This window comes from Citrobacter sp. RHBSTW-00570 (genome assembly GCF_013739755.1).
Lineage (GTDB): Bacteria > Pseudomonadota > Gammaproteobacteria > Enterobacterales > Enterobacteriaceae > Citrobacter > Citrobacter braakii.
This window is the reverse complement of sequence record NZ_CP056399.1, coordinates 798,103-825,018: the sequence shown is the minus strand read 5'-3', so window position 1 is coordinate 825,018 and position 26,916 is coordinate 798,103. Positions and strand designations below refer to the sequence as shown.

The following is a 26,916-nucleotide window of genomic DNA, read 5'->3' as shown; positions in this document are numbered from 1 at the left end:
AATAGCGAAGATCATCAACCAATTTTATATAACCAACTAAATCAGTTGATGATCTTTGGCTGGCTTATTTCCAGTGCTACCGCCCTCGAATGGCATTTTGCTTCAGCAGCGTATAACGATTAAGAAGTTGGTTAAGCCGCATATCGAGCTGCTGATACAAAGCGGGTGATACACTCCCCTGTTTTTTTAATTCCTCATCGATTTGACGCAACAATTCTTCTGTCGGCGGCGTTTGGTCAAGCTGGCGGCGGATAGTGAAAATGGCTGATTTCAACTCCGACCCCGTCAGGTATTTACCCTTGCGTTCATCAAGCGCATTTAGCTGGGCGGTTAACGCTTCCAGCCCCTGCTGGGCATTATGCCAGTTTTGCAGAGCACTTTCCGGCAACGCTTCCGTGATTAACTGTTTCTGTAATCTGCTCGTGAATACTGTCGTCTGCGATTCTTCCGGCCACAGAGTGACTAACTGCTGCGCTAATGATGCAGCATATTCCCGCGACCACAAAGGTGACAAGCGATGTAAAACGTCCAATTGCCCTTGCGTTGCAGCAATTATATCTTGCTTCTTCCCCTGCAAATCTGAGGACTGCTTCAATGTGGACAATTGTTCAGGTGTCAGCACCTGCGGCAATGGCTTAACCAGTTCATATCCGTCAGCTCGCATATAGTTGATACCAAGAAAAGCGCCTGTACTCACCACTGCTGTAACCATGACACCGATAGCAAACCCCAGCCACATACGTCGGGTTCCATGATCGATTTTGGTCGCTAAAACCGCTGTGCTCGATTGCCCGGACGACGCTGGCTCATTAACCACAAAGACCAACTGTGGCAAAGACGTCACAACGTTATTTGTTGCACCTGGAGCCGGTATCATCACTACGGCCGATCCCGAATCGGGATCGGACTTCTCCAGACGCAAAGCTGCATTGTGCATCCAGGTCACGATAGCCTCCAGTTTACTAAGCGCTTTCAATTCAAGCCGTTGCAGCACTGCGCAGGCATGTTTTAAACTTTGTTCAACCCGATACACCTTTGATAAATCAGCATATGACAGCGTTAACGTACGCAATTCTTGCTGTAAGCGAACAGACAGCCATGCCAGGATCTCAACGCGGGCATGGGTTTGCTGTGGCCATATTGCATTCCAGTGGTGCGTCAGTAAGGCCTCCAGAAGTTCCGTGCCTTCGGCAAGTCCCTCCAGTCCCGCATTACGTATTCTGGCTACGGTGTACCAGGCCAGTGTTTGCAGTTCGACGCCATTATGACGAAACAATGCGAGGCTTAACTGTTCAACTTTTTGCCAGTCAACGTCCGGGCGCGCAGGGTGAGTCAGCTTGCTAATTTCATCACGTAACTGCCCGAACTCCATGAAAGCACGCGGGTCCCCCCCGGTGCTGATGCGATTCTTTTCCATGTCAGTACACTCCAGTCTCAAGCCAACCCTGCCTCTTGAGGTGCCGAATCAGAACCCGCCCCTCGGGCATAAACTCGGTGCCGTAACGCACAAGGCCAATTCCCTTCAGCTCAGCATCAATGGCATAGCGCAGTTCACCAGGAACGTGCTGCTCCAGCAGGACAACCGTTATTTTTTTCAGGCGAGGCTCATATTTGAGCAGAACAGCAGACAATGTCCCCATGAGCTCATGGGCCGTTCCCGGCATGCCCTGAAGGATTTTCGTCATATCGGGCAGGCCGTAGTCTGGCAGATGCGCCAGAGTGCCGGCACGGCAGTTGAGGATGCGTTGCATGTTATCCAGTACCGAGAGGATGACCTGATTTTCTTCACTGACCTGGTTGAGATTGAGACCACCGGTAAAATTTCCGGTCAGCATTTCATACAGCGAAGGCGTGTTATGTCCCTGGGTCATCATTCGTCCTTGAGCGGTTGCAGCGTCAGATGGTTGTTACCGGCTTCCAGAATGCGCGGCTTATCCGGGTCAAGTTCTTCGCGGCCTATCACCAGCTTCCAGGTGTTGTTGACCATATCCGGGTGACGGAACAGACCCACCACCGCCACAAACTGTGTATCGACCTCCATCGGCATATTCAGGGTCGCATCACCGCCCGGCTTAACCACCACATCACGGCTTGCCAGCAGGTCAGCTTTCAGAATGGTCTCCCCGTCTATCAGCAACTGCTGGTAGACCGTTTTGTCGAATGCTTTGCGGTCTTTCAATTGGTAGATACGGATCACTACCGGTTCAGACAGCGAGTTACTCTCGCGCGAATCGGTATTCAGCGCTTCACGGGCGGTGAAATCGAGGTGCAGTACCTTAATTTTTTTGTAGAACACGGCATTAAACGACGATTTGGTGCCATCGGTGATGCTTTGCGTCACCCCGCAGCCTGCAAGGCTTAATGCCAGCAGCGGTAACAGCCAGCGCGTGGTTTTAGTTAAACTTGTACGTAACACGTCGGTTTCCTTGTTGTGGTGTCGCGGGCTGAAGTCCGGTGTAATAGCCCAGTTCGGTCGTATAGGTCTGCGGGATATCGTCCGGGAGACCTTCGTCTTCCGCGCCCAGCACGCCATTCATCCCCAGCCAGAATGGGACTTCGCCAAGGGGCGGCGCGGCCAGCAGACGAGTGGCGGTGGTCAGGGTGATTTTTGCCTTGAAGCGCCAGCCGAGATAGACACGCAGCATCACCAGAAAGTCCTGATACAGCAGGCCATCCGGCTTCCAGCCCTGTACTTCCTGTTCATTTTCCGTGGTGATAGCAACGAGCAGCTGGCTGTTGGCATCCATCGCTTCGTCGCCGAGCGGCGTGTTGCCATCCAGAAGAAAATCGTCATCACCGTAAAAGCCCAGTGGCTGGCTGACCTCCACCGGGCGCAGACAGTAGGGGCTGACCTTCACAGTGGTATCCGGGGCCAGCAGCGTCACCAGCGCCTGCATTCCCTCCTGGGTTTTACCGGGCTGTTGCAGTACGCCCAGCAGCGCAAGAAATCGGGATACCGGCGTGGCAATATGGTTTGCCGTACCGGGAATGCCCAACCCCACCAGGCCCAGCAACGACTGCGAGATGCTGTCAGTCCCTCCAGGCTCGAATGTGGCCGGGTAAGAGTATTTACGCCAGATGCGATAAAACTGAGTCAGGATACGGTGGCTGAAGATATCCAGAAAGCCCTGTAATGCCTCATGCCCTTCCCGGCGCTGGGTGATGTCGTCGAGATAGGCGGTTGGCAGCGGCGAATCAACGCCGTACATCCCCATAAACGTCGCGCGGATGAGCGGTGGTTTACTGTCATTCTCTTCGTCATACTCAACTGCTTTGAGTTCGCTCGCCGGAAAGCCCATCCCGGGGTGTGGTGCAAATCGCACCGGGTCATCTGCGGGGTGGCTGGTTGAGCCCATCAGCGGCCTGCCCGGATTACGCTTCTCCAGCAACTGGCATAAACGGTAAAAGTTGATGCGGTGAAGGTCGGCTTCCAGCCGCGGGGTCAGCCGGGAATACGACGATTGTGCTTCTCTTCCCATTCCAGGCGCTCTCCGGTTGGTTGCAGGATGATAATCAGGCGGTTAAACAGATAGATATCGGTGTAGAGCGCGAAGAAGCGGCTCAGCATCTCGCCGAACAGGCAGATATCGCCCCGCCCGGCAAAGCCGTGGCTGTCCAGCGTCACCTCAATCTGCACACCGCGTACCAGGTAGCCCTGCTCAAAGCGCTCGGTTTCGCTGTGCTTCACGTCAATAATCGCTTCAAGACGACGGCGGTTCATCTCGCTGTCAGTCCACTCGTACAACGCCAAAGTACCGCGCAGCACTTCAGCGCTGTCCATCATCGACAGGAAGCCGCTGCCAAGATGACTCAGCACACGCCAGTGAAAACGATCCTGTGCCGGGGGATAACAGGGCAGCGTCGGCGCACACAGGTTACGTACGGCAATACTGGTCGAGGTAGTTTTCATCACCGTATCAAGCACCGTGCTCTGCAGTGCTCGTCGTGGCAGTTGGCCGTTGGTGCCGGTGAGCGTCAGCGACAGGCTTTCATCTTCCGGTACGGTGTGGTTATCAAAGGCTTCACCGCCAAGGATAAGCCAGGTGTTATACAGCCCGGACGGACCGCGGCGCACGCGGGTGTGATAGTAATATTCAGGCGCTTCATGACGCATCATTCCACCTTTGTGGCGGAAACTCGAAAACGGCACGTAGGTGTGCTGGCTCGATGACATTACCGAATCCACCGCGTATATCTCGGTATGGCCATCCTGCACGCGCATTGGGCGCAGCATGTATTCGGTCTGCAGGGAGTTGAGCGTCAGCGGGTCGGATTCCAGCGGGAACAGGTTAATCACCGGCACACAGTTCAGGCGCAGATGCTTTTCGGTAAAGCTGAAATCATGCTCCCAGCGCTCCGCCAGTACCACGTCGATTTCAAACCATGGGAGCTCAGCCGGAAAGGCCACGGTCTCCAGCCCATGCAGCCCCATGAACATGAATTTCTCACGGAAGGTGAAGTACTCCAGCAACAGCTGATAGCCGCTAAAGCTGCTGCTTCCCTTCGGCCACAGGTCATCGTCATCACCAAAGCCCAGCGCAGTGAAATATCCGTCGAGCGGTCTTCTGTCCATGTCTCCCGGCATCCGCAACCATAGGCGGGCCGTGTTCATGGTAAAAGCTTCATGCATGGCGCAGGCCAGCGGAGCGTCTGCATTGAAGTAGAACGGGAGCTGACTGAGATCGACACGACTCCAGTCGGCAAGATGGCTGCAATTAAAGCGCAGCGTGATGACCGAACGCCCGTCAGGGTCGGTGGACAGTCGGGCGTGCTCCAGCGACAACGGTTGAAGGGTAATCTCTTTGGTAGTGGTGTACCGGCAGCGCGTACCCTTCTCACCGATCGGTCGCGAGTTCACCTCGAAACCTTTGACGATACGCATCTGCTCTTTCATTTCGCTCCAGTCGGGGGTGAACTCCACCACCGACATTGACGGAATGGTGCGCAGATAATGTGGCCACAGCAGGCTGACCAGCCCTTCGGTCAGTTCCGGCAGGTCATCATCGAGCTTTTCACGCAGCCGGCCCATCAGGAAGGCAAAGCCTTCAAACAGGCGTTCCACATACGGGTCGCGCGCGCCCGCTTTATCGAGATTGAGCATTGCCGCCTGCTCCGGGTGAGCACGGGCAAACTCTTCGCCCGCTTCCAGCAGGTAGCGCATTTCAGCGTCGTAATAACGCAGGGTTAAATCGTCCATAAAAACCTGAATATGTGTGTTTTAAAGGTATGCCAAGTGGTGTTACCCGCAAAGCACTGCACTGCCTGCCGGATCGAGCGCAATCAGACCAGCCAGAAGCTGGTCCATCTCAGGCTGAAGCCGTGATTTATCGGTTTCACTGCGTGTAGCTTTCATACGCAGCAGTCTGAGGCGACGCGATTTCACTTCAAACAGCAGCGCCGGTGTCCACTGCGTGAGGGTGATGGACTGCGCAGCACCATCGAGCTCGCCCAGCAGATGCAGCGCCAGTTCATTCTTGCCCTTCTGCTCGGCAACACGGGCCATCAGCAGGCGCAGCAGCCATTTGTCTTTTGTGGAGTCGGTGCCCGGACGGGTCTGCAGCCAGTGTAGTGTGGCATCCAGACCGTCAGTGTCCGCTTTCTCCAACGCTTCCGGCTCAAGGGCCAGAATATCGTTGTCCGTCTCACTGACGGCACTGACCGGCTCATCCCGCCAGCCGGACATATCGTCCAGTACGCTCTGATTTATCCAGTTCAGCGTCACTTCATCCGCAAACGGCGTCCCGTCGTTAAAGGCCAGAGTTTCAAGCCCGGTGAGGCGGCGCAGCAACCCTTTCAGGTCTGCAGTGATGATATCGGCCAGTACATCCTGCCCTGACTTCATCAGTGCCTGGTGGATATACCACTGCAAATCCAGCCAGAGGTGATTGGCACCGCGCGAGAAGGTATTGTCCGCCTGCTCCAGTATTTCCAGCCAGCTCTGCTGCAGATACAGGCGTTTGAGCATGGCCCGCTGGTCAGCGCGCGGCGGTTCGATGCGCGTTTTCCCTTCGGCATCTGGTGCCGGAATAGCACTCAGCGTGTCATGACGCAGGCTTTTCATCAGCCGGTGTGCGGCGAGCCAGCCATCGGGCTGCTCACGCAGATATCCGGTCAGGGTACGGGCCTGGGCCAGCAAATCCTGACCAGAGGTGATGCGGCTCAAAACCGGCGTGTCTGACTCGATGGTATGCGTAGCGCTCTGTGACTGAGCCTTATTACCAGCGTTCTGCGGTACCACAGCATCCACGCCACCGGCCTTCATCAGGCGAGATTCCAGAGCACTATATAGTGCATTGAGCTCTGGCCGTGACGCTTCTGGTTCTGGCTCCAGACTGTCGCGGATGAGCAGCAGCGCACCGGCAGTGCGCAGTGCATCATCGCGTACCACTTCCGGCCAGAGTGACAGGCTGTCCAGAACGCGGGAGCCTGCGAGCCACTCCAGCGCCGGTTTACGGCTCCGCTCACGTTGAGGATGAAGCTGCGTTCCATAACGCTGTATCAATCCCGCCAGCAGTTCAAGCCCTTCGGCAAAGCCAGCTTCACCATCCTGGTGCAGGCGCGCCCAGCAATAATAGGTGGCAATCCGGATGTCTTTGGCAGTTGTGGTCAACAATTTTTCGGCAAGCGTGCAAATCAGGCCAGTATCGATGCCGGAAAGTTTATTGACCTCCTCGCGGATACGCTGAAAATCATCGTCATAACCGGGGTCTTCTCCGATCAGACTGGTGTCATTTACCGGAGCAAGCCAGGGCTGCCAGTTTTCCGTGCGTACCTGCGCCTGTTGCCGCAACTGAGTTTCGTCAGCCTGACAGGCGGCAACCAGATTCTGCAGTGTGCTCATTATTCGCCCCCCTCCATGTCATTGTTTCTGGTGTTGGCCATCAGCGCCTGCGCGGTGGCCTCGCTGTCAACACTGAATATCTGATCCGGCAGCGTGAATCCGCGCAGTTCCAGCAGCGCTAGCGGACCTTTTCCGAGTTGTGAGCGCAGCACCCACTGCAGGGTGCGACCATCCGGGGCGGTAAAACTCATCATCCACTGACTGCGGTCAAGCTGCTGGCGCTTGCCCTGGTCCAGCCAGCGAATAAAGCCCCAGGTCCCACTGAAATCCCCGAACAGACGCGCACCGGCATTGACCGTGGTCCAGGTCAGCATCGTCCCCGGCTTGTAGGTATCTCCCGGCCAGCGGAAGCTTTGCCAGTCGGCCATCTGGTTGAAGTAGTGCAGCTTTTGTCCATCAATGGTCAACTGGGTTTCCACCACCTGCGGCACAGGACGCGCCTGCAGTTCAAAGCTGATGCCCTGGCTGCCATCTGTGAACAGAATGTCTGACAGTTGACTCAGTTGGTTAATGGCCCGCAGGAAGGCCGGGTTAAAGTTCAACCTCTGGCTGTTGACCTTATCCGGTACCCACTGACTACCCTCTTTGTGCAGCACACCGTTGAGCTCTGTCGTCAGGAAGCGCTCTATACGTCCGCTGTCCTTACGCACAAATTCAGCCAGCATCGGCAAAGAGGCATCACTTTTACTCACCGCAAACGGGAAGCGCCCGTCAAAGGCCGTGTGCCAGTTCGCCACCACGGCGCGGCTCCATTTATCATTCAGGCTCGCCGCCGACGGCTGCAGCACCGTTTCCCAGGCCTGAGTCAGTGGCAACACGAACATCGTGCTGCCAAAACTGCTCCACTCTTCGCCAAGGCTTGCCGAAATAAGGCTACCGTATTGCTGGGTGTCGGTCAGATCGACGCTCTTGCCCTTAAACACGGTCTGGGCGAGAGTCTGCATCATCTCCTGTGGATCAGAAGCGCTTGCCACCTGCTGCAGGCGCAGACGCACGCGGGTGATACGGGTCAGGTAGGTTTGCAGGCTCAGCGAAGTGTCAGCCGACATGACGTTGCTGCCTTTGTTTTTACCCAGAAGCTGAAGCAGCGGACCAAAGGTTTCATCCAGCGGACCCTGCGGCCCTGACGCAGACTGGTCAATCACCGGTTTGTCTTTCCCGCCGACAAGATCCTTAGCCGATTTGATAATGGAATCCGAAAGTCCCTCGCTTTGCTGGCCGGTCTGCCCCTGCCAGGCGAGAGTATTCATCAGAGCAATCAGTGGCGACTGGCGCACATCACTCATCAGCGTCAACTGGTCAGTGACGTCTGCAATGTTGTTTGCCGGGTTAAGCCGCAGGCTGTTGAGAAAATTCAGCCAGCTACCCGCAAAATCAGTGAAGTAACGTTGCGTCAGGCGCGCTTTCAGGGCTTCCGGCGACAGGTCTGAGGAAACCGCTTTCTGGCTGTCGCTCAGCACCCAGTCAATCTCGTCACGACGAGAGTTGGCCGCTGTCTCAATGGCTTTCTGAATCCCCCCTTCCCACGCCTGGCGAGTAAACATGCCCGGCACGACTTCATCTGTAGTGAACAGGCGACGGGCATCGGTGCCGCTGGTCATGTCTTCCAGAGACACGTCGGCAAAGTTACGACGCACCGACTTGAGCATGTTCTCATACAGCGTACTTTCGGCATTACGACGGCCAATCTGCTGCAACAGCACCTGACGGCTCTGGCTGACCAGCTGCGCATCAGGGGTGATTTTCCACCGTGGTTGCGATGGCAATTCATTGATATAGAAAGCCCACAGGTCCGGTGACAAGCTCTGCCACAGCCCGGTGGAGATGCCCTGACGAACAGGTTGTACGTTTTTCATTGTGCTGGCGTAAAACGCGCCGTCAGTTTTATCCGGGCGGGACATCATTAGCCAGGCTTTCAACTGGTCATAGCCAGGTTTTGCAAGAACGGCGCGCTGCGGGCTGTTGGCTGGCAGGCTGGCCAGTGCGCTCAGTTTATGCTGCAACGCGAGATTTGCCGGGTCGCGTATCAGGCGGTCGTTCGCCACGCCGTACCAGGGCAACATCGCACTCAGCAGTTGCTGGCTATGATCGAGACCAAAGCGCTGATACCACGGAGACCCATCCTGAATACGGTGCTGCAGGCGGCCTGCATCATTGCGCAGAGTATGCAGTGCGGTCAGTTGGTGATCTGATACCGAGGGATGCTCAACCAGCGCATGCGCCTGTTCTGCAACAGAGCTGATCTGCAGGCGGTTAACGACAAATGACAGCAGCATCCCCGCGCCCCAGATGCCGAGAATAACCATCAGTGTCCAGGCCAGGGTCTGCTCCCACGCCATTCCGACCCGGCGACCACGCAAGTGGGTACAATCATCAACGATACCCTGCCAGGTGGCGGGCAGCGTCAGGGCGTGACGTTGAGACGGAGGAACATAACTGTCGGCTTCGGCAGCGGCAGAACCAGTGACTTCTGTATCGGAGTTGCCTGCATTATCAGGTTTATCCGGCAGGCTGAACACCAGGCCCCGTAGAGAAATACGTTGCTGGGAAGCATAAAGCCATGGCGCCAGTTGCTGAGTCCAGCGGGCGATGCCCCCGTCTTTGAGGTGCTGGCCCAGGCGCAACAGGAAGTCGTGGCTGTTGTTCTCAGCGACCTGACTCACCCCCTGCGTTCGTAGGACCGGCAGTATCAGTTCTAGCTGGCGGGTAATATCGTCAGTCTTAGCACACAGCGGGAAACTGGTCCCTACCGTCTGCTCAGTGCGTTTTACCTGTGACCACTGACTGTTGCACAGTTGCCACAGCCAGATCGGGGCGGAATAGCGCAGCAGTTCGCTGATTTTTTCCAGCCCGCGTAAATCGTTGTCACTGATTTGTGGTGTCAGGTTAAAAGACTGAGGTATTACCCGGACAATCCCGTCCAGTGGGCGTCCACGGCGCAGTTTACGCAGCGCGGTGTACTTCTCTTTGTCTGGTTCTGCCGTCAGGCTGCCGCCATAAATCAGGACGGTACGGTTGCCTTCAAGCCACTGCTGCTGTTGCAGGCCGGGAACCAGTTGCTCAATCGCGGCTTCGTCGCCAGTGACCAGTAGCAGGCGGACTTTATGACGCCAGAAGAGATGGTAGCGACGGCGCATATGCGACTTTAACTCGCGCAAACTGCTGATGATGGGAGAATCATTTGTGTTTTTATCTTTTGAAGATGCAGAACTTTCCCCCCCCGTAAGTGCCTTTGCTTTACGATAAGCCGATCGTCCAAAAATGTATGTTGATATAAAAAACACAATGATGAAAAGAAGTAGTCCGCCGGTCAGCATCATCGCCACAAAAAACAATCTCTCCTGCCAGACTGAACCGGGGGAAATCCCCAATTGTGACGGATCATTTTTAAGTATCAGACATGCAGCGATCCCCAGACACAAAAAAACAAACAAAATGAACCACAACTGAAAGGTTGTGGTTTTTAGTCCCTGTATGAAGCGTTTCACTTTTTTCTCCTGGCACGAAACGGCCGAGCACAATGGTGTTCATGGCTATCGGTGAACGGAATGCAGTACGAATTATCAATGATGTGGTTGTGATTCAGATGCGGGGTGAACAACCAGCCACCATGGAAGATCCTCTTTATCAGGCATACTCAGAATCAATTGAGGATTTGGGCTCTGTCCGGTATTCTCCGCCGCCAGTGCGATAGCAAGCCAGGGAGATGCTTTCCCACTATGCCCGGTCTTCATATCAATATCAGTGAGCTGAGAAGACTCGACACAAGGGAATTTGATATTATTGTTCGCCAGCAGCATCTGAGCTTTGTTTTCAGTCCCCAACCCCGCCAGCCATAGCCAGGCAACTTTATCCGCATGAGTACATCCCCATTGCAGAGCCTGCATCGCCGATGTTTTAAAATCGACATCACAGGCATGTTCCGGACGATGAAGACGAGCGGATAATATATCAACATCAGACTCGTTATCGCCAAAATGGAGGAGCAGTCCAACGATAGCTTCTCCTTCACCATCAGCGATTATTGGACGAATACAAATGGACAAGATAAGCAAAGTTCCAAAACTCTCAGGAGCATCAAGCCAGTTGTCGATATCTGTTAATCCAAACGTTGGTGAGATCAACACTCGTGACGAGGCTGGCAATAGCGCCTTCACCCACTGCTCAATAACAGCGCTATCATCCTCGCTCAGGGCATCGCCACCATCGATCTGAACCACAGTAGTAAATTGACGACCAGACTGCCGTGTTATCGCGGCCTGCAATGTGCGCTCACGCAGAAGCGCGCTCAGTTGCTGATGTATTTTATCCGGTACGTACTGCCCCCCGTCACTGAAGCTGGCCTGAAAACTCACTAACTGTGTTTTCTCATCGACAACTGATGGCAACACAATGCCCTGTGGCAACATAAACTGCTGAGTCAACCCCGCTGATGTTACAGCGTGCGGAAGATGGACACTCTGCGCTGCGAGTACCAAGAAACGTTGCCCCCGATGAATCTCATTAGCAATATCCTGCTCGCGTTCGTCGTCCCAACCTTCAGCAGGCCATTCAGTAGCGAGATAACACAACCAGCGAGTGCCCAGCAATAATATCCATACCACCAATGGTGCGGTAATGAAGCAGTGCCAGAAAAATGCGCCACGAGAAGGGTTGTTCGAAGGCCATAACCAGGATGTAATAAAACCGCTAAGTACCATGAAAATAAGAAAAATCACCAGCCACCTTTTTATCGATGGCTGGCGGGTTCTTCTGGCGACATCAGGTATAGCAGAAAGATCGACAGGCATTATTTACTCGTTGTTGCATTGGTCAAAGATGAGATGAGCTTACAGCCACAGGAACACTCATAATCATGAAAGGCAACCGGGATCCCTCTGTCTTTCATTGTCGGGTGACCTTGTGAAATATATGACGGGCTATGGCCTTCTATAGGGCAGCTGACCGGGTCGTTTAGTCGCGCAGCCCCTATACCTTTAAATTTCATTTTTGACGAACCTGACAGAACCTGGCCGCCCCCCGTTGTTTTATCTCCAATACGAATCACGCCTTTCATATTTTACCCTCCATACCGAGCATCAAGTTTTGCTTTGATCTTTTTATTTGCAGATCCCAGCCGTTGATTTTTGGCCTCATACACTTCTCGCGTTTCATTAGCCAGAACGGTGCGCCAGCGATGGATTGGATTATTCTCAGCACCAATATTAATGGGATCATTCGGATTGACAGCGCACGCTTCAAGAACATCCTGCGGCCACTGCGGTATTTTGCTGGTTTGCATAGCGATATAGCGGGCAACACTCTCGACCAGTGCAAAAGGTAAATTCAGGACAAGCAGCAACCAGTCACCGCGTGAATCTATTTGCACCAGCCGCTGTAAACCTGCTATGTAGCCTTCTTTTTGTTTCTCTACGGGAGGGCAAAACAACACTGTTTCAGCCAGTTCTTCAAGGCAATCCTCTTCCATGTAGCACCGGATGAACTCCCAGTAGAGTGACAACTCTTCCCGTTGCCCGACATAACCAAAGCTGAATGTGTTTAGGACTGTTTCTTTATCTTCGGAGAGAAGATGGCCAACAATGCAATAACTAATTCTCTGTTTACTGGTCGTAAAGTAAATATCTTTCCACGGTAGCGTGATTATCCCACCGCTGACCTGATACACATGCACCAGCTGTTTTTTTCGGTTAAACCTGACGGGATAATGTGTTTTTCTAAACCAGTCTTTCAATAAAAACCGGCCAAAAAAATAAATGGCACATCCAAAAGCCAGAGTGAAAAAACAAAAAAATGGAATACCATCGCCACTAGCAAAAGTAATTATTGCAATGGCTGTAATTGCAATAATAAACAATACGCAAAATGCCATCATAAATGATGCCACATACCCTTTTGTGGGATAGAACTTATCCACCACTTCCAGGTAAGATGAATTCATTCGTATAACGGTATCCAGATCGAGTACAGCAGCCTCTCCAAACACCTTTCTTCTTTTACCCTGAACAAAGCGGCTTTGTTTTTCTTCCTTTGTTAAAGGTCTATTAACCTTAAAGGGAAAGAAAAGACCGATATCGTGTGAAATTGCCATAATGCACTTACCTCTCCTTGTCATTTCCTTCGCGGCTCAAGAAACCGTTCCGTATTTCTTATCCAGCTTTTCTTTAATCTCTTGATTTACTGATTTCAGATGTTGATTTTTGGCGTCATACGCTTCCCGCATCTCATGAGCCAGCACGGTGCGCCAGCGATGAGGTGGATTATTTTCAGCACCGATATTAATTGGGTCATTTGAATCGACAGCGCACGCCTCAAGAACTTCCTGCGGCCACTGTGGGATTTTGCTGGTTTGCATCCCGATATAGCGGGCAATACTCTCTACCAGAGTAAGAGGGAATAGCAATACGTTGGGTATCCATTCCAGCCTGGAATCCATTTTCATCAACGTTTGCAACCCTGTGATATATCCTTCTTTTTGTTTCTCAACAGGAGGGCAATAAAAAACGGTTTTAGCCAGTTCTGGAAGGCAATCCTCTTCCATATAGCAGCGAATGAATTCCCAGTAAAGAGACAACTCTGTCTTTTGGCCTACATGTCCAAAACTGAATGTATTTAACACTGTTTCCTTGTCCTCGGCGAGAACATGACCAACGATGCAGTAACTGACTTTCTGTTTACTGGTCGTGAAGTAAATATCTTTCCAAGGTAGTGTGATCACCTCACCTTTTACCTGGAAAATATACACCAGTTGATTTTTTCGGTTAAATCGTACCGGGTAGTGCGTCTTACTGAGCCAGTCTTTTAGAAGTGGCCTTCCAAATAAAAAAATAAAAAACAACAATGCAATCAGAACCATGAAACACCCAACAACACCACCTTTATAGTCCATTGAAAACATTGCCACCCAATAAAACCAACTGCTAATCCCTGTAATAAATAGAAGCATACACATCATTGGACCAGCAATTACGCCTTTCACCGGATAGAACTTATCCACCACTTCCAGGTAAGATGAATTCATTCGTATAACAGTATCCAGATCCAGTACAGCGGCCTCGCCTAAACCCTTTCTCCGTTTGCCTTGAACAAAACAACTTTGTTTTTCTTCTTTGGTCAGTGGTCGATTAAGCTTAAAAGGGATATACAATCCCAGCGTATGTGAAATTGCCATTTTATCCCCTCCCCCCAACTAACTGCTGAAGTTGCGACATTTCCATCTGCATGGTGGGCCAGACTGCAGGTACCTCACTTTCGCCATCAGGTATTTGACGCCACCAGGTTGCTGCCAGCCATTTCTGAATTTCATCACGGTTTTTCATCGCAATGTAAATTGCTGATCCAAGAACAAAAGCAATTGCAATGGCCAGACCAATCGGCCCCAATACTAATGAAGGGAATACGGCTGCTGCTACTAATGTCCCACCAGCTGCTGCAGAAATGAAATATGCTGTCGCCATACCCATATTGCCTTTTTGGACTTCATCAATAAAATGATAAAAATCCCACCCTACTGCCACAAAACCAAATGCAGCACACGCTCTGCCGGCAAACTGCAGGCCCTTTTCAAGGCCGACAGCCCCTACCCGTCCAAAACTCAAACGAACCAACGATTTCAGACGCAGGCTTTTAAACTTAAAAATCACCCTTTCCGCCGCATCCAGCAATGTACCGCCAGCTCCAATGGTGTCAGCGATAAATTTAGTGACCTTTTCTGCCCCCGAAAGCTGCCCCTTCATCAAGCTGCTTGCCGATTTACTGACGGCACCGACCTGCATGATCATGGCAAAAACGCATCCTGCAAAGGGCAGGATTTGCGCACCATCATTGGCCAGATTATTCACTGTGCTGCCCTTCGCCTGCGCCAGTTTTTCTCTCCACTGACGAGAGAACAACGTACTGCTGACTTCATCGGCTGAACGCATTGTTTTTGCAGCCGCACTGGCACGTTCAGCTTCTGGCAGTGCCCGCGTCTGCGTGGCTTCTGCAACATCAATCAGTACCAGGGATTTCTGTTGATGAATCCCCACCATCGATACACCGGCAATTTCCATTCGGCGAACTTCAATGTCGACATAGTGCCGCAGCCGGGATGCAGAGATACGACTATCAAGATCGGTCATTTCACCCAGCTGCCTGACGATGGCACTGATGAAATATTTACGCTCACCGGTGCTGCTGATCACCTTGAGTCCCATGCCATATGACGCAGCAAGCGCCACCAGAGAAGGCAGTAATCTGTCTGCGGCTTTATCCAACATCCCTGCCAGCGCACTGCTGACGGCATTCAGATAACCTTCCAGTGCAAACTGAACACTCTTCACCTCTTTATCCATAATCTTTGTATAAAAGTCGATTAGCTTATCTTTCCAGGGGACATCACTGTAATCTTTATTCGTGCTAACCACTTCACTGACCTTGAGGGTCCACTGCGTATTATTCAACACAGTGGCGCGAAGAAGAATATTCGTCTCACTGATCGATGGCTGAGACAGTTGTTCCATAAACCAGGTCGTCACATCTGATTTATTCTGCATATGCTGAACACAATACATGACCGTTTGGGTGAATAACGCACCGCTGCCAATATCTTCCGGGTCAAAATTACTGTCCAGGTAGTTCAGCAACGTCTGGCCTTGCAGCCAGGCCAGATACATATTCACCATCGGTGAAATAACTTGCTGATCATAGGCTGAAAGTGCAGCATCATATTCCTTCAGAAATGCCTGCTCTTTTGTTCGATCAATATATTTTTCATACTGCGCCCAGTACATATTGACCTGCTGCGGGAGTGACTGGTTGTTATGGCTATACAGCGCACTGTGTTGTGCACTAGCCATGCTGGGTAACATCACACCGGCTTGAACAGCAATCCCACCCTCGGCCTGTTTCTCCACATTACTATCAAGAGTTAGCTGATCACGTTCAAATTGAGTGCAAAGCACCTCTTTCAGGGAACTGAGCGCTGAAGACAGTGCTAATCCTCGGGAGTATTTTGGGTTTTGAGAAAATTGTTTTTCTATTCGATGATTCGACAGGGCAGAAATATCCTGAGCAACCGCAACGGGATCGGCCAGAACCAGAATTGCGCCCTTCCCGGCATACAGGGCATCTGCGGCCTGTATCAGATTTTGCCCTTCGTGGGGCCTGCTATTCCTGAAAGGAGCCGGAGACCAGGTTTTATGGGAGCAGGAAGCGGCTTTAGGGCTGTATTCCGCGAGCGTATTTGCAAGCCCTGAAATAGGTAAGGCTTGTTTTTCGCTCCCGCCATTCACCCATGCATCCATATCGAAACCCTGCATGTACTGGCTACGATACGTCGCATCTTCATGCTTTTTACGCGTTGCATCCGTCCATTCCACTTCCGACCAGCCGAACCAGAATACGCCATTTTTCATTCCAGCAGGTTTTACCGGCAAAGTGATCAGCGATGCGGTTGCCAGCTCTTCCGGTTTGTTGACACAGGGCTTTCGTGTTCCGTCTACAATATCAGCAGGCACATCACCATTCTCAGGCAACGGGTAGTAATACCCCTCGTTGGTGACATAGTAATTAATCCATCGTGCGCCCGATTCGGACCAGATGTTTAAAAAACCGGCCCGCAGCAGCCTGGCTGTATAAGCAGTCTGTCCCTGAACAGGGACAGAAACAGTAATGTCAGCAGGCAGTAGCGGTAAGCTGTCATCCGCTGCCATCACGGCTGGACGAGCAAGCAGTACCGGCAACCCATAACGGCGGCAAAATTTACAACCTTGTTCTGTATTCATTTTTCATTCCATTCACTGATACGGATTAGCGCTGCGTCATGGCATTCCAGCGTTCTTCATCCCATAACCGGGTTTCATCATGGAAAAAATCAGGTACTTCTCTGGCCTGTTGCAGCAAAGGTAAAAGTTTGGGGGATGTCCAGAATGAATCCCGCAGATTGAGGCCATGAAATGCAAATGCAGCCTGGTCTTCCGCTGTTGGTAGTCCCAGTTCTGCGGCCTGCACCAGAAGTACATCAATTCGGTGACTTACCTGCTCTCGTTGTGCGATATCACCATAGGGTGGATATCTGCCAAGCACCTGATTTATCATTCCACAACGTTGAAGTTGCTGTCGGGGGAAAGTTCGTGCCTCATTGAACTGCACCACCTCTGGGGAGGGAAAAGTCACCGTATGCCAGTGACCTTCAAGCCAGAACGTCCAATAGCTAAACATGTAAGAAGGAAATGTTTGAGCCAGCAACCAGGGTGGTAACATCCAGCCCAGGTGAAAGAACACCCGGGGATCGTAATAGCGAAGAATATGCCCCCGGTGATTTTCATCAGTAAAACAGAGCGACCTGATAAGCTGACTCCGGACTTCCGACAATGGCTGTTCACTGCGAAACAGCAGGCAGGATACCGGCATAGTTTGGGAAGAATCAGCCTGTTCAAGCTCGCTTATTAGCGCTTTCCACTCCCCAGCCTTCATCTCTTTTAAGGACAAAAGCCAGGGATAAAGATGAGCCTGCGGTTTTAGCATCGGTGAGACCAGTTCAAGTACAGGCCATGTTTCATTTATGTCAGGATGTTGCATTCTGTCGATAATGGCAAAATCATGCTCACCGGGTGCCAGCGGTTGTTCCAGATAATAACTATCCATTAGCCCTTCTCCTCAGCTCAGCGGTAATACAGCATCACCCTTAGCCAGGGCTTCGGAAGCGGCATTTTCACAAGCAGTAAATTTAGGGAAAGGTGCATCCTGTTTTGCCGGGCCGTCATAATCAAAATTTGCGCTCTTGATATTAAAATTGCCCCCCGTGCCATTTTCTATTTTTGCCGGGTCAATCGAGATGTACGAACCACCACACTTAAGCGTTATCTTTTTCTTCGCACTGATAATGATTTCGTCATCGGTGCTCATCACTGTTAGTACTTTGTTGGCCAGAATATCCATGCCATCGCTTTGCGCCTGGATCTCCATCTTTCCTCTGGCTGCAACCAGTTTCATTCCAAGCTCCTGGACAAACGCAACAAATCCCGATTTGGCAGCGAGCACCATTCGCTTTAACGCACTGATTTCTGTACTTCCACCGGAAGTCAGCATCTGATTATGATTGGCGCTAAGCTGAATATGTTGCGGAGTGGACAGGGCAATCCCACCAGGAGCACCCGCGACAATGGCGGGCTGTTGCAGCTGATCTACATTCTGCTGCAGAAATTGCTGCTGCGTGCTGTTATCCAGCCCTTCGATCTGCGCAGTCTGCAACAAATCTGACAGGGAGTTCGCCAGTGACAGTGCGTCAGACAGCTGCCGCTTAATTTCATCCATACTCAACTGTTGATCTATAGCTCCAGGCTGAGCCTGCGTTGTCAGCAGTAATCCTTTTCCACCGCGAACAGCCACCCACTCATCAGTTCGCAACTCGGCACCTTCACCACGCTTCTTTCTCTCACTATCCACGAGATGTCCGAGGCTAATCTGGCTCTTGCCGCCGTACTCGGTCGACAGCTTGATATGTTCCTGATTTTCCGAGTCATCCAGGCGGAGTTTATTGTTTTTAGGGGTACGCAGGACGTTACGTTTATAGTTCTGGATGGTGACGTGGTCCGGGTGGGCCGAGTCGTGCAGCACACCGGAGATGTACGGTCTGTCCGGGTTACCGTCCTCAAAGCCAATCGCCACTTCGGTGCCCGCCAGCAGCGGCAGGTGCAGGCCGTAGGTATCACCCGCATAAGGGCGGGACTGTCGTACCCACAGGCTCTCGAATCCGGTTTCCCAGTTGTCACGGTCAAACAGCATATTGACGCGGTAACGGCCCTCTTTGTCGATATGGCCGTAGGTGTCGTTCTCGGTGGTGCTGGTGACGCGGGCCGGCAATGTGCCGGCCATCACCGGGCGTGAGCCAGGCTCAGGGCGGAAACTAAAATCAGTGCTGTCCGGGATACCGTCGAACCTGACGCCGAAGTCTTCATCACGGCGCGCATGGCTGTGCATCGCTGTGACGACCACGCCCTGAGCAAACACCTCTGCCACTTCGTACCCGCCGGTGACTTTCAGCACCTGCCCAGGAGAGAGGGTCGGGCAGCTGGTGATGGCGCGGGTCTGCGTCTGACCATTCAGGTAGCGCTCATGACGAATGCGGGCATAAAACGCCCCGGACTCCGGGGCCGGATTGCGGTCGTAGGTACTACCTGGTGTCAGATAGTTATCAGCGTAGTGATAGGCATCACCGTAGGTGGTGGCATCCCCGCGGGTCGCATCGACCCGGGTGTTCATGTCATCCGTCGCCTGACGGTAGTTGTAATCACGGGTGCTGACCTGCTTCTGCACCACGTTATGATGGCTCTCCATGCCCCAGACCGAGTCCACGCCTTTTGAATGCTGTCCTGATGGCGGAACCGATGGCAGCGTCAGGCCTTTTTCATACCCCTGTTGACCGTCATAAAACTCCACCACGTCGATGTTCAGGCGCGTATCAGTAGTAAACCGGAACCAGATGCCCACCTCACCCAACAGACGGGTAATAAAGTGCAGGTCATCCTCGCCGTACTGCATCACCTGCTCACGACGCGGGTACTCTTTTGAGAATGAGAACAGAAAATCCTGACCGCGCATGTTGTGACGCTCGCGCAGAATTTTTTCCACGATTTGTGGGACCGACATGTCCTGATAAATGGCGTTCTGATGTGAACGGTCAAGCAGCGCCAGGCGTGGCTGGAGCGTCAGGGCATAATGGGTTTCATCCTTTGAGGTGTTGAGGCGTTCAAAGCCGCTCACCACTCCCTGAAGGGTGCGCACGGCCTGTTGCATTTTGATGCCGTAACCCTGGTCTACCGGGGCCTGCAGCGTCAGGGAGGCCGCTTTCATCAGCATCATTTCTTTGCTGATGGCATGATCAGCGCTGGTGAACTCAATCCGGTAGCTGAACGGCAAGCTCAGGGCTTCATCGCCTTCAAACGCCAGCACATCGAGCTCTGCTGAGCAGCCCTTCACCGCCAGCTGGTGATGGTTGTGGCTGAATCTGATCGGGGGATTGTTGCTCATGCGTGCACTCCTTGTGTACGGTCAAACTCCAGCCCGATACCCTCTTCCTCACTCCAGCTAAGGCATAGCGACTGTGGTTTCTGTTTCGCAGCCATGTGGGTCAGCAACTGCTGGCTCAGCACCGGCAGAATTTGTTGATTGAGCAGACTGTCGACGTTACGCGCCCCGGTATCCGGCAGCAGGCAGGCGGCGGTCAGCGCGTCGTAGAGACTCTCTTCAATATTCGTGGTCAGGCCGTAGTGACGGTTGAGGCGTTTGCTCACCTGCGCCAGCTTCATTTCCACTATGGTGCGCATGGCGGCCTTATTCAGCGGACGGTAAATTACCGTCTGGAAGCGGGCCAGCAGCGCAGGCTGGAAGTGGTCACGCAGAGTCGGGCGCAGCAGTTCGTGCAGGTCGCCTTCGCTGGCCTCCGGCTGTTCGTCCAGCAACTGCATGATGTGGTCGCTGCCGAGGTTCGAGGTCATCAGAATAACCGTGTTGCGGAAGTCGATTTCGCGCCCTTCGCCGTCGCGCATAAAGCCACGGTCGAAGACCTGGTAGAACAGGTTCATCACGTCGCGGTGCGCCTTTTCCACTTCATCGAGCAGCACCACGCTGTACGGACGCTTGCGGACCGCTTCGGTCAGAATGCCGCCCTGACCGTAGCCGACGTAGCCCGGCGGCGAGCCTTTCAGTTGGGACACCGTGTGCGGCTCCTGGTACTCGGACAGGTTGATGGTGATGAGTGACTTCTCGCCACCGTACAGCACATCCGCCAGCGCCAGTGCGGTTTCAGTTTTGCCGACGCCACTTGGACCGACCAGCAGGAACACACCCTGCGGACCATTCTCTGACGTCAGCCCGGTCTTCGCCGCGCGCAAGCGCTGGGCGATAGCGTTGAGTGCCACGTCCTGACCCACCACGCGTTTGCTGATTTCATTTTCCAGGGTCAGCAGCTCAGTCTGCTCGTCTTTCATCAGGGAAGAGAGCGGCACACCGGTCCAGTCGGCAATCACATTGGCGACGGTGCGGACGTCCACATCCACCGACAGCAGCGGGTTGCTGTGCTGTATGCCGTTCAGCGCCTGTTGCAGCGCGTGCATCTCACTCTGACGGGAGATGTCCTGGCGGCTTTCCAGCAGTTGTTCGGTGAGTTTCAGCTCCTCGCCGTACCGGGCTTCCAGTTCGTCAAGTTCAGCGATAAGGTCCTTCTCTTCCTGCTCAATGGCGGTCAGGCGTTCGCCGTGGCTCTGATTGCCGACTGCGATATCTTCCAGCAGCGCCTGCTTCTCTATGTCCAGCGAGGTCATCAGCGCGCGAATACGGGTCAGCGGCTCCGGCACGGTGTCGAGGCTCATGCGCACGCGGGCGCTGGCCGTATCGAGTAAATCGACGGCCTTGTCCGGTAGCTGGCGTCCGGTCAGGTAACGACGGGACAGCGTGACGGCGGCGCGTACCGCATCGTCAGTAATATGCACGCCATGGTGTTCGGCATAACGGGATTTCAGGCCACGCAGCATCAGGCAGGCCGTATCGTCATCCGGCTCGTCGACTTTCACCATCTGGAAGCGGCGCTCAAGAGCCGCATCACGTTCAAAATATTGTTTGTATTCAGACCAGGTAGTGGCGGCGATGGTGCGCAGTTCACCGCGGGCCAGTGCCGGTTTCAGCAGGTTGGCCGCATCCGCACCGCCCGCCTGGTTGCCCGCGCCGATAATGGTGTGTGCTTCATCGATAAACAGCAGAATGGGCACCGGCGAATGCTGCACCGCATCAATCACATTTTTCAGACGTTGTTCAAATTCACCTTTCACACCGGCCCCCGCCTGCAGCAGGCCGAGGTCGAGGGTACGCAGTACCACGGTTTTCAGGCTTTCCGGAACGTTACCTTCGGCGATGCGTAATGCCAGGCCTTCCACCAGCGCGGTTTTGCCGACACCCGGTTCACCGACCAGGATCGGATTGTTTTTGCGACGCCGCGAGAGAATGTCTACCATCTGGCGGATTTCCGTGTCACGGCCGAACACCGGGTCAATCTTGCCCTCTTTCGCTTTGGCAGTGACGTCGAGCGTGAATTTATCCAGCGCGTTCTGCAGCGCCGGGGTCAGTTCCCCCTCTTTTACATTCGCGCCGACAGGGCGCCCGACGAACTCCACTTCTCCACCATGGCTCTGCGCCAGCTCTGCTTCCTGCTGCACGTCCGGGCGTTCATCGGACTGCGCGTCGAGCAGCGGGCGCAGGCGTTCCAGTTGCCTCTGCCCCAGCGTCAGCAATGGCCACAGGCCGTCGCAGTGAGCAAGTCGTGGATTTTCCGTCAGCGCCATCAGCAGGTGTTGGCTTCGGATACTTTCCTCTCCGGCAAGTGAGGCCTGCATCCAGGCTTCCTGCAGCAGTTTCTGAATATCTGCGGACAACTGCGGGCGGCTGCGAACCGAACGCGGTTGATTATCCAGCCAGCCGAGCAAATCCTGCCACAGTGCATCCATATCCCACTCGTAGCGGCGTGCCAGCACCGTCAGGTCACCTTCCCCCTGTTCGAGCAGCTTCAGCAGCCAGTGCTCCGGCAAAATTTCCGCATGGGCGCGGGTCTGACAGAGCGAAGCCGCCCCTTCCATCGCACGGGCACAGTAAGGGTTCAGACGTCGCAACAGGATGGCTGGATTTTCCATGAATCTCTCTCTTTGTCGGTTCCTGGACACGCTACCGCCCATCGCTGTTTTCCGTGAAGGGGACCAAAGCGCATACGGTCAGGCTGGCAGTTTGTGGTTTCTTTGCTGAAAACCCGTTTCAGACAGGCTCTCAGCAAAAAAATGCGGACAGGAAACCCCGTCCGCATCAGGCTTACGCGGTGGCGCGTTCGTTCCAGGAATCGGAATGAATGATGTTGCCGTCTTTGTAGGTCCAGGTGATTTTTTCGTAGCGCAGTTCAATGCGCTCAAGGTGGTTGTGCTTCTCTTTAGAAGGATCCTTGATGTCATACATTTCAGGATTCACTTTCACCACTTTCACGTTTTCCAGTTTGGTGTTGAAGTACTCCACTTCCTGGCCCGCGTCGTTGATTTTGTACCACCTGAATTCCGCAGACTTGAGGGTCTGACCGGTAGTCACCGCCTTGTACAGATACGGGCTGGACGAGTCGATTTCCTTGGTGAACAGGAACGGGGTGTGGATACGGGTACCGGTCAGCTTGCCGGTGTTGTTATCGGTCGGGATGTACAGGTTATGCTCCTGAGCGACAACTTCGATGCTGCCTTCACGATCCTGAACGTCCACAGAACCTTTAATGTCCGCGCCGCCGTCGTCTTTCAGCCAAAGATAAACAGGAATTGCCATGTGATTTACTCCATTACAGTTTTATCTGCGCCATCATCCGATGACGCCTGGGGATTGCCCGGTATCTGACAGGCATCGGCCTGCGGTACCAGACTGATTTCGACACGACGGTTAAGTGCGCGCCCTTCCGGGGTGTCGTTCGTTGCGATCGGGCGGCTTTCGCCATAGCCCTGCACCGCAAAACAGCTCTCCGGCACATCGCCGGTGTCACGCATCCAGTTGCGTACCGCTTCGGCACGCTGAAGTGAAAGCGTCTGGTTCAGTTTTGGATTGCCGGTGTTGTCGGTATGACCTGACACCACAATCAGCCAGCCCGGTTTAGCTTTGATGCCAACCAGGGAGGTCACCAGCATTTTGGTGGAGCCCGGCTTGAGGTCGGATTTACCGGAATCGAACAGCGACATGCTGTCGAGGCGGACAATTTTCGGTACCGGTTTGGATTTCGGCTGTGGTTCAGACGGCGGAGGTGGAGGCACCCAGGAACGGATCGCATCCAGCACAGGCATTCGCAGACGCTCCCCCTGATACAGACCGAGCCCCATCCGCATCGGTACGCCATTACGAGCCTGGTCATTCAGCTCTGCCGCATCGTCACGCAGGACAGCAACAGCATCGGCTTTGGGTCCGAAATCATGCATCGGGATACGGTCATAGCGGGCAATATCGAAGCTCACACGCTGCAGCAGCTGGCGATTGTTCCAGCCACTACTGAGCAGCGCAGCAATGGCCGCCAGCGTGAAAATCCCGAGCGCACAACGGAAGGCTCGCCCACGCGGCGTCAGGCCTCGCCCTTCGGGCAGCAGTGGCAGGATAAAATCCGGGAAGGGGGAGATAACCGTACTGTCCGTTCCTACCGGCTGCCAGCCCGCTACCTGCTGCATCGCAGTGTGACGGGAAAGCCACGCAGTCCAGGCAGATGTGGCCAGACTTCCGGCAAGGATCGGTCCCATTCCCCACAGCACCGCGACAGGCTCAATGACAGGAACGTCGGGGTTCTTATCCATAAAGACAGCTTTGACGTGCTGATGGAACCAGCTCATCAGGCTGTTCATCAACACCTGTTGCTGCATCGCAGGCGACCCACCGGTGGTGACCCATGTAGCGATTGAACTCGGCGCTGAAGATTCACGCCAGACCCTCACCCCTTCCCCCGGGATAGCCGCCTGCCAGAGCAGATCATTCGTCATCGCACTGCCAACCTGACCATTCAGAACCAGCGGCACGGAATGCCCGGTTTCTTTACGCAACTGGCTGATTTGCCAGCGCAGGGCCAGCAGACGACTGGTAAGGCGCTCGCTGTCGGCGTGTTTCTGTGGACAGACGCTGACCATCACCGACAGCTGGCGACCCCAGTCAGGTCGCAAACACAGTACCTGGCGGGCTGCCTGCTCCAGATCCTGATGATCCTCCACGCGGATCCAGCATCCCTGCGTGACAGTGAGCACCGGTGACTGCTGCATACATGCCAGCGGCAGATCGCCACAGACCAACACCACGGGCTGACGATAAGTGGCTTCCGGGAGGTCATCCAGACGCAGGGTGACGTCATGCTCCACACGACGACTGGCGACATACCAGAACGCCAGGATAAGCCCCAGCATCGCCAACAGAACAAGCACAGAAACCAGTCGGGACACCGGCAGGAAACCCAGGCAGACCACTGCACTCAGCAGGGCGGCCCATAACGCAAGCCCGCGCTGTTGTTCAGGACTCATTTCACGGCTCCCGGTAGCAGGGTCAGCAGCGTCTGATCCAACCAGTGATCCAGTCCCCACCAGAGTGCGGCGACTACCATCACGCTCAGGCCGATACGCACGGGCCATGACGCCAGCCAACCACCCATTCCTCGTCCGGTACGGCTTTCTGCCAGTATCGGGTGAGCCTGCGGATAGCTGAACGGCGTGACATGTTCACTGAGCGCGTTGACGAGTTTCTGGCGCTCCGGATCGTTCAGCGAGCGGAAACTGCCGAGAAACCCCAGCATCATGACCCGCTGGAAGCAGGTCACAACAGCGTGGTCGGGCGCCGGTTCACGCAGCACATCGCGCATCCGATCGCACAGCGTATCACCGGCATCCATGGTGCCAAGGAAGTGCCCCTGCAGAGGAATGTCATACCACTGCAGGCAGGCATCATCCTCCACACCGCGACCTTTGACGGCTTCATCAAGCAGCGCACACTGTGCAGTGAGAATATGCTGACAGCTGGCTTCATCGAGTTCGCTCGCTTTCAGCTCACGCTGCACGCGTTCGACATCAGCAATGCAGCGCTCCCACAACATGCGCCCTTCTCCATCCTGAAACTTCGGACCGTGACGCAGGCTGATCACCTGCAACCAGGAGTCCTGCAGCAGGGCATCAATATCAATGGACGCAGCAGCGCTGCGTTTAGGCTCACTCATGTTCTCAGTACCGCAAAGAGTTCAAGTTCAGGCTCGCCGAGCATGCCCGGAACGTAAAACATACAGGTGCCGCCCTGAAGCATTTCGCTGGCCAGAGGATGAGAGACATCGAGGCTGAAATACTGGTTTTCCAGACGCAGTGGGATGGCGGCCGGCACATGACGCAGGGGCATCAGGGGCACACCCACCCGTGATGAATTGACGATACTCCTGACATGATCCGGACTGCCGACCTTGCACTGGCGCGGGAACTGTTCCTGCAGCTGTGCCACCGGTATCGGTGAACGCACGGAGAGATAGTAATCCGCCCCTTCGCGCAGGCGTGGGTCATGCAGACGGGCCTGCCAGAAGTGAAGCCGGGCATCATGCTCAAGCTCAATCGCTACCACCCGCGACGGCAGGCTGGCTTCCAGCAGGTCACCCAGTAGGTCAAAGAGCGGCGGGAAGACGTTATTCAGTTGCTCATGCTGCCAGACAGGAATAGCACTCACTTGGTGTTCCAGCGAGAAGGTCAGCAGACTGCCCGCGAGCCTTGCCAGCTCCGGATACAGACGCTCCGGCGGACTTTGCGGGTGTCGCTGAAACTGTCCGAGCACGGGTTCTGCGCTGTTCAGGGCATTGAGCAACCAGAACAGAGACACGTCAGCCACGGCAAAATCGGCCATGCGCTCGTTACTTTCACGACGCATGTCCATCAGGCGACTCAGACGGGCACGCAGTTGCATCATCAGCTGTTCCAGCTGGGTCACCAGCCAGCGGCTGCCCTGCAGAGCCAGCAGTGGCGGAAGAAAGGTTTCATCGAGTGCCCAGCTCCCCTGTGAATCCTGCTGTAGACGGGCGACCGGACAGGTCAGGTAATCACTGTTGTTCTGATGGGCGAAACGCAACGTCAGCTCGGGCTGCATCACCGCAATCTGGCGGGTATCGTCCCCAAAGGCGTTACGGACATCCCGCCAGCGCTGGCGATAACGCACAGGGCGCTCGGCCACCTCATCGGGTTTAAGACAGTTGCCGCCATTTGCCCGCAGTAGCGGAAGCGCCAGAACCACCGCCACTTCCTGTGATTCGCCCTCAAGCGCCAGCACCGGCGGCAGGGAGTCGGCATTATCCGTGTCGATAAGCGTGCCGTCGGGAAAACGGATGTGCAGATGACGGGCCTGCAGGCGGCCCAGTTTCAGTGCATCCGGTTCGAAAGTGGCATCAATCATCCCCCAGGGATGGGAGAGGCCCAGTCGGGCAATGCATTCCGCAGACCAGGCCGCGTATGCGGCCTGTTGCTGGAAGTGCTGGGGAGAGACCATAACGCCCCTGCCCCATAACGGTTGTTCCGTTTTCATTGGCTTCCTGCCTT

18 protein-coding genes and 1 pseudogene are annotated in these 26,916 nt (G+C 54.3%); all 19 read right to left on the bottom strand.

Annotated features, from left to right (window positions below):
- Positions 1-76: 76 nt before the first annotated feature.
- Positions 77-1,417 carry an ImpA domain-containing protein gene (locus HV237_RS03955; protein ID WP_047358683.1) on the bottom strand — a complete coding sequence of 447 codons (1,341 nt, stop codon included), beginning with the start codon at positions 1,415-1,417 and terminating at the stop codon, positions 77-79.
- A gap of 1 nt (position 1,418) precedes the next feature.
- On the bottom strand, positions 1,419-1,871 hold the full coding sequence (gene tssE / locus HV237_RS03950) for a type VI secretion system baseplate subunit TssE (RefSeq protein ID WP_047358682.1): 453 nt from the start codon (positions 1,869-1,871) through the stop codon (positions 1,419-1,421).
- On the bottom strand, positions 1,871-2,416 hold the full coding sequence (gene tssJ, locus HV237_RS03945) for a type VI secretion system lipoprotein TssJ (protein ID WP_047358681.1): 546 nt from the start codon (positions 2,414-2,416) through the stop codon (positions 1,871-1,873). Before tssJ ends, tssE begins: the two co-directional genes overlap by 1 nt.
- Positions 2,394-3,479: a type VI secretion system baseplate subunit TssG gene (gene tssG / locus HV237_RS03940; protein WP_047358680.1), complete on the bottom strand. Its 1,086-nt coding sequence runs from the start codon at positions 3,477-3,479 to the stop codon at positions 2,394-2,396. Before tssG ends, tssJ begins: the two co-directional genes overlap by 23 nt.
- A complete protein-coding gene (gene tssF, locus HV237_RS03935; RefSeq protein ID WP_181541731.1) occupies positions 3,443-5,197 on the bottom strand; it encodes a type VI secretion system baseplate subunit TssF in 1,755 nt (584 codons plus the stop codon). Before tssF ends, tssG begins: the two co-directional genes overlap by 37 nt.
- Positions 5,198-5,239: 42 nt before the next feature.
- On the bottom strand, positions 5,240-6,841 hold the full coding sequence (tssA, locus tag HV237_RS03930) for a type VI secretion system protein TssA (protein ID WP_047358678.1): 1,602 nt from the start codon (positions 6,839-6,841) through the stop codon (positions 5,240-5,242).
- Positions 6,841-10,005: pseudogene (locus tag HV237_RS03925) on the bottom strand (ImcF-related family protein); the annotation flags it as partial. The gene tssA and the pseudogene HV237_RS03925, both read right to left, overlap by 1 nt.
- A 399-nt stretch (positions 10,006-10,404) precedes the next feature.
- On the bottom strand, positions 10,405-11,631 hold the full coding sequence (locus tag HV237_RS03920; RefSeq protein ID WP_047358677.1) for a hypothetical protein: 1,227 nt from the start codon (positions 11,629-11,631) through the stop codon (positions 10,405-10,407).
- Positions 11,631-11,897, bottom strand: coding sequence for a PAAR domain-containing protein (locus HV237_RS03915; RefSeq protein ID WP_047358676.1), 267 nt, complete (start codon positions 11,895-11,897; stop codon positions 11,631-11,633). The genes HV237_RS03920 and HV237_RS03915 overlap by 1 nt, the downstream gene beginning before the upstream one ends.
- A 3-nt stretch (positions 11,898-11,900) precedes the next feature.
- Positions 11,901-12,929, bottom strand: coding sequence for a DUF6708 domain-containing protein (locus HV237_RS03910; protein ID WP_047358675.1), 1,029 nt, complete (start codon positions 12,927-12,929; stop codon positions 11,901-11,903).
- A 36-nt stretch (positions 12,930-12,965) separates the two neighbouring features.
- Positions 12,966-14,009, bottom strand: a complete 1,044-nt coding sequence (locus HV237_RS03905; protein ID WP_047358674.1) for a DUF6708 domain-containing protein — start codon at positions 14,007-14,009, stop codon at positions 12,966-12,968.
- Position 14,010: 1 nt separating this feature from the next.
- Positions 14,011-16,602, bottom strand: a complete 2,592-nt coding sequence (locus HV237_RS03900; protein WP_065554314.1) for a T6SS effector BTH_I2691 family protein — start codon at positions 16,600-16,602, stop codon at positions 14,011-14,013.
- A gap of 25 nt (positions 16,603-16,627) precedes the next feature.
- A complete protein-coding gene (locus HV237_RS03895; RefSeq protein ID WP_047358624.1) occupies positions 16,628-17,464 on the bottom strand; it encodes a DUF4123 domain-containing protein in 837 nt (278 codons plus the stop codon).
- A 12-nt stretch (positions 17,465-17,476) separates the two neighbouring features.
- On the bottom strand, positions 17,477-19,849 hold the full coding sequence (vgrG, locus tag HV237_RS03890; RefSeq protein ID WP_047358625.1) for a type VI secretion system Vgr family protein: 2,373 nt from the start codon (positions 19,847-19,849) through the stop codon (positions 17,477-17,479).
- The gene (gene tssH / locus HV237_RS03885; protein ID WP_047358626.1) at positions 19,846-22,500 is read right to left on the bottom strand and encodes a type VI secretion system ATPase TssH; all 2,655 of its coding nucleotides are present in this window, start codon (positions 22,498-22,500) and stop codon (positions 19,846-19,848) included. The genes vgrG and tssH overlap by 4 nt, the downstream gene beginning before the upstream one ends.
- Before the next feature lie 172 nt (positions 22,501-22,672).
- Positions 22,673-23,164, bottom strand: coding sequence for a type VI secretion system effector Hcp (gene hcp, locus HV237_RS03880; protein ID WP_033758542.1), 492 nt, complete (start codon positions 23,162-23,164; stop codon positions 22,673-22,675).
- A gap of 5 nt (positions 23,165-23,169) precedes the next feature.
- Positions 23,170-24,879, bottom strand: a complete 1,710-nt coding sequence (locus tag HV237_RS03875) for an OmpA family protein (RefSeq protein WP_047358627.1) — start codon at positions 24,877-24,879, stop codon at positions 23,170-23,172.
- Positions 24,876-25,565, bottom strand: a complete 690-nt coding sequence (tssL, locus tag HV237_RS03870; RefSeq protein ID WP_047358628.1) for a type VI secretion system protein TssL, short form — start codon at positions 25,563-25,565, stop codon at positions 24,876-24,878. Before tssL ends, HV237_RS03875 begins: the two co-directional genes overlap by 4 nt.
- Positions 25,562-26,902 carry a type VI secretion system baseplate subunit TssK gene (tssK, locus tag HV237_RS03865; RefSeq protein WP_047358629.1) on the bottom strand — a complete coding sequence of 447 codons (1,341 nt, stop codon included), beginning with the start codon at positions 26,900-26,902 and terminating at the stop codon, positions 25,562-25,564. The genes tssL and tssK overlap by 4 nt, the downstream gene beginning before the upstream one ends.
- Positions 26,903-26,916 lie beyond the last annotated feature (14 nt).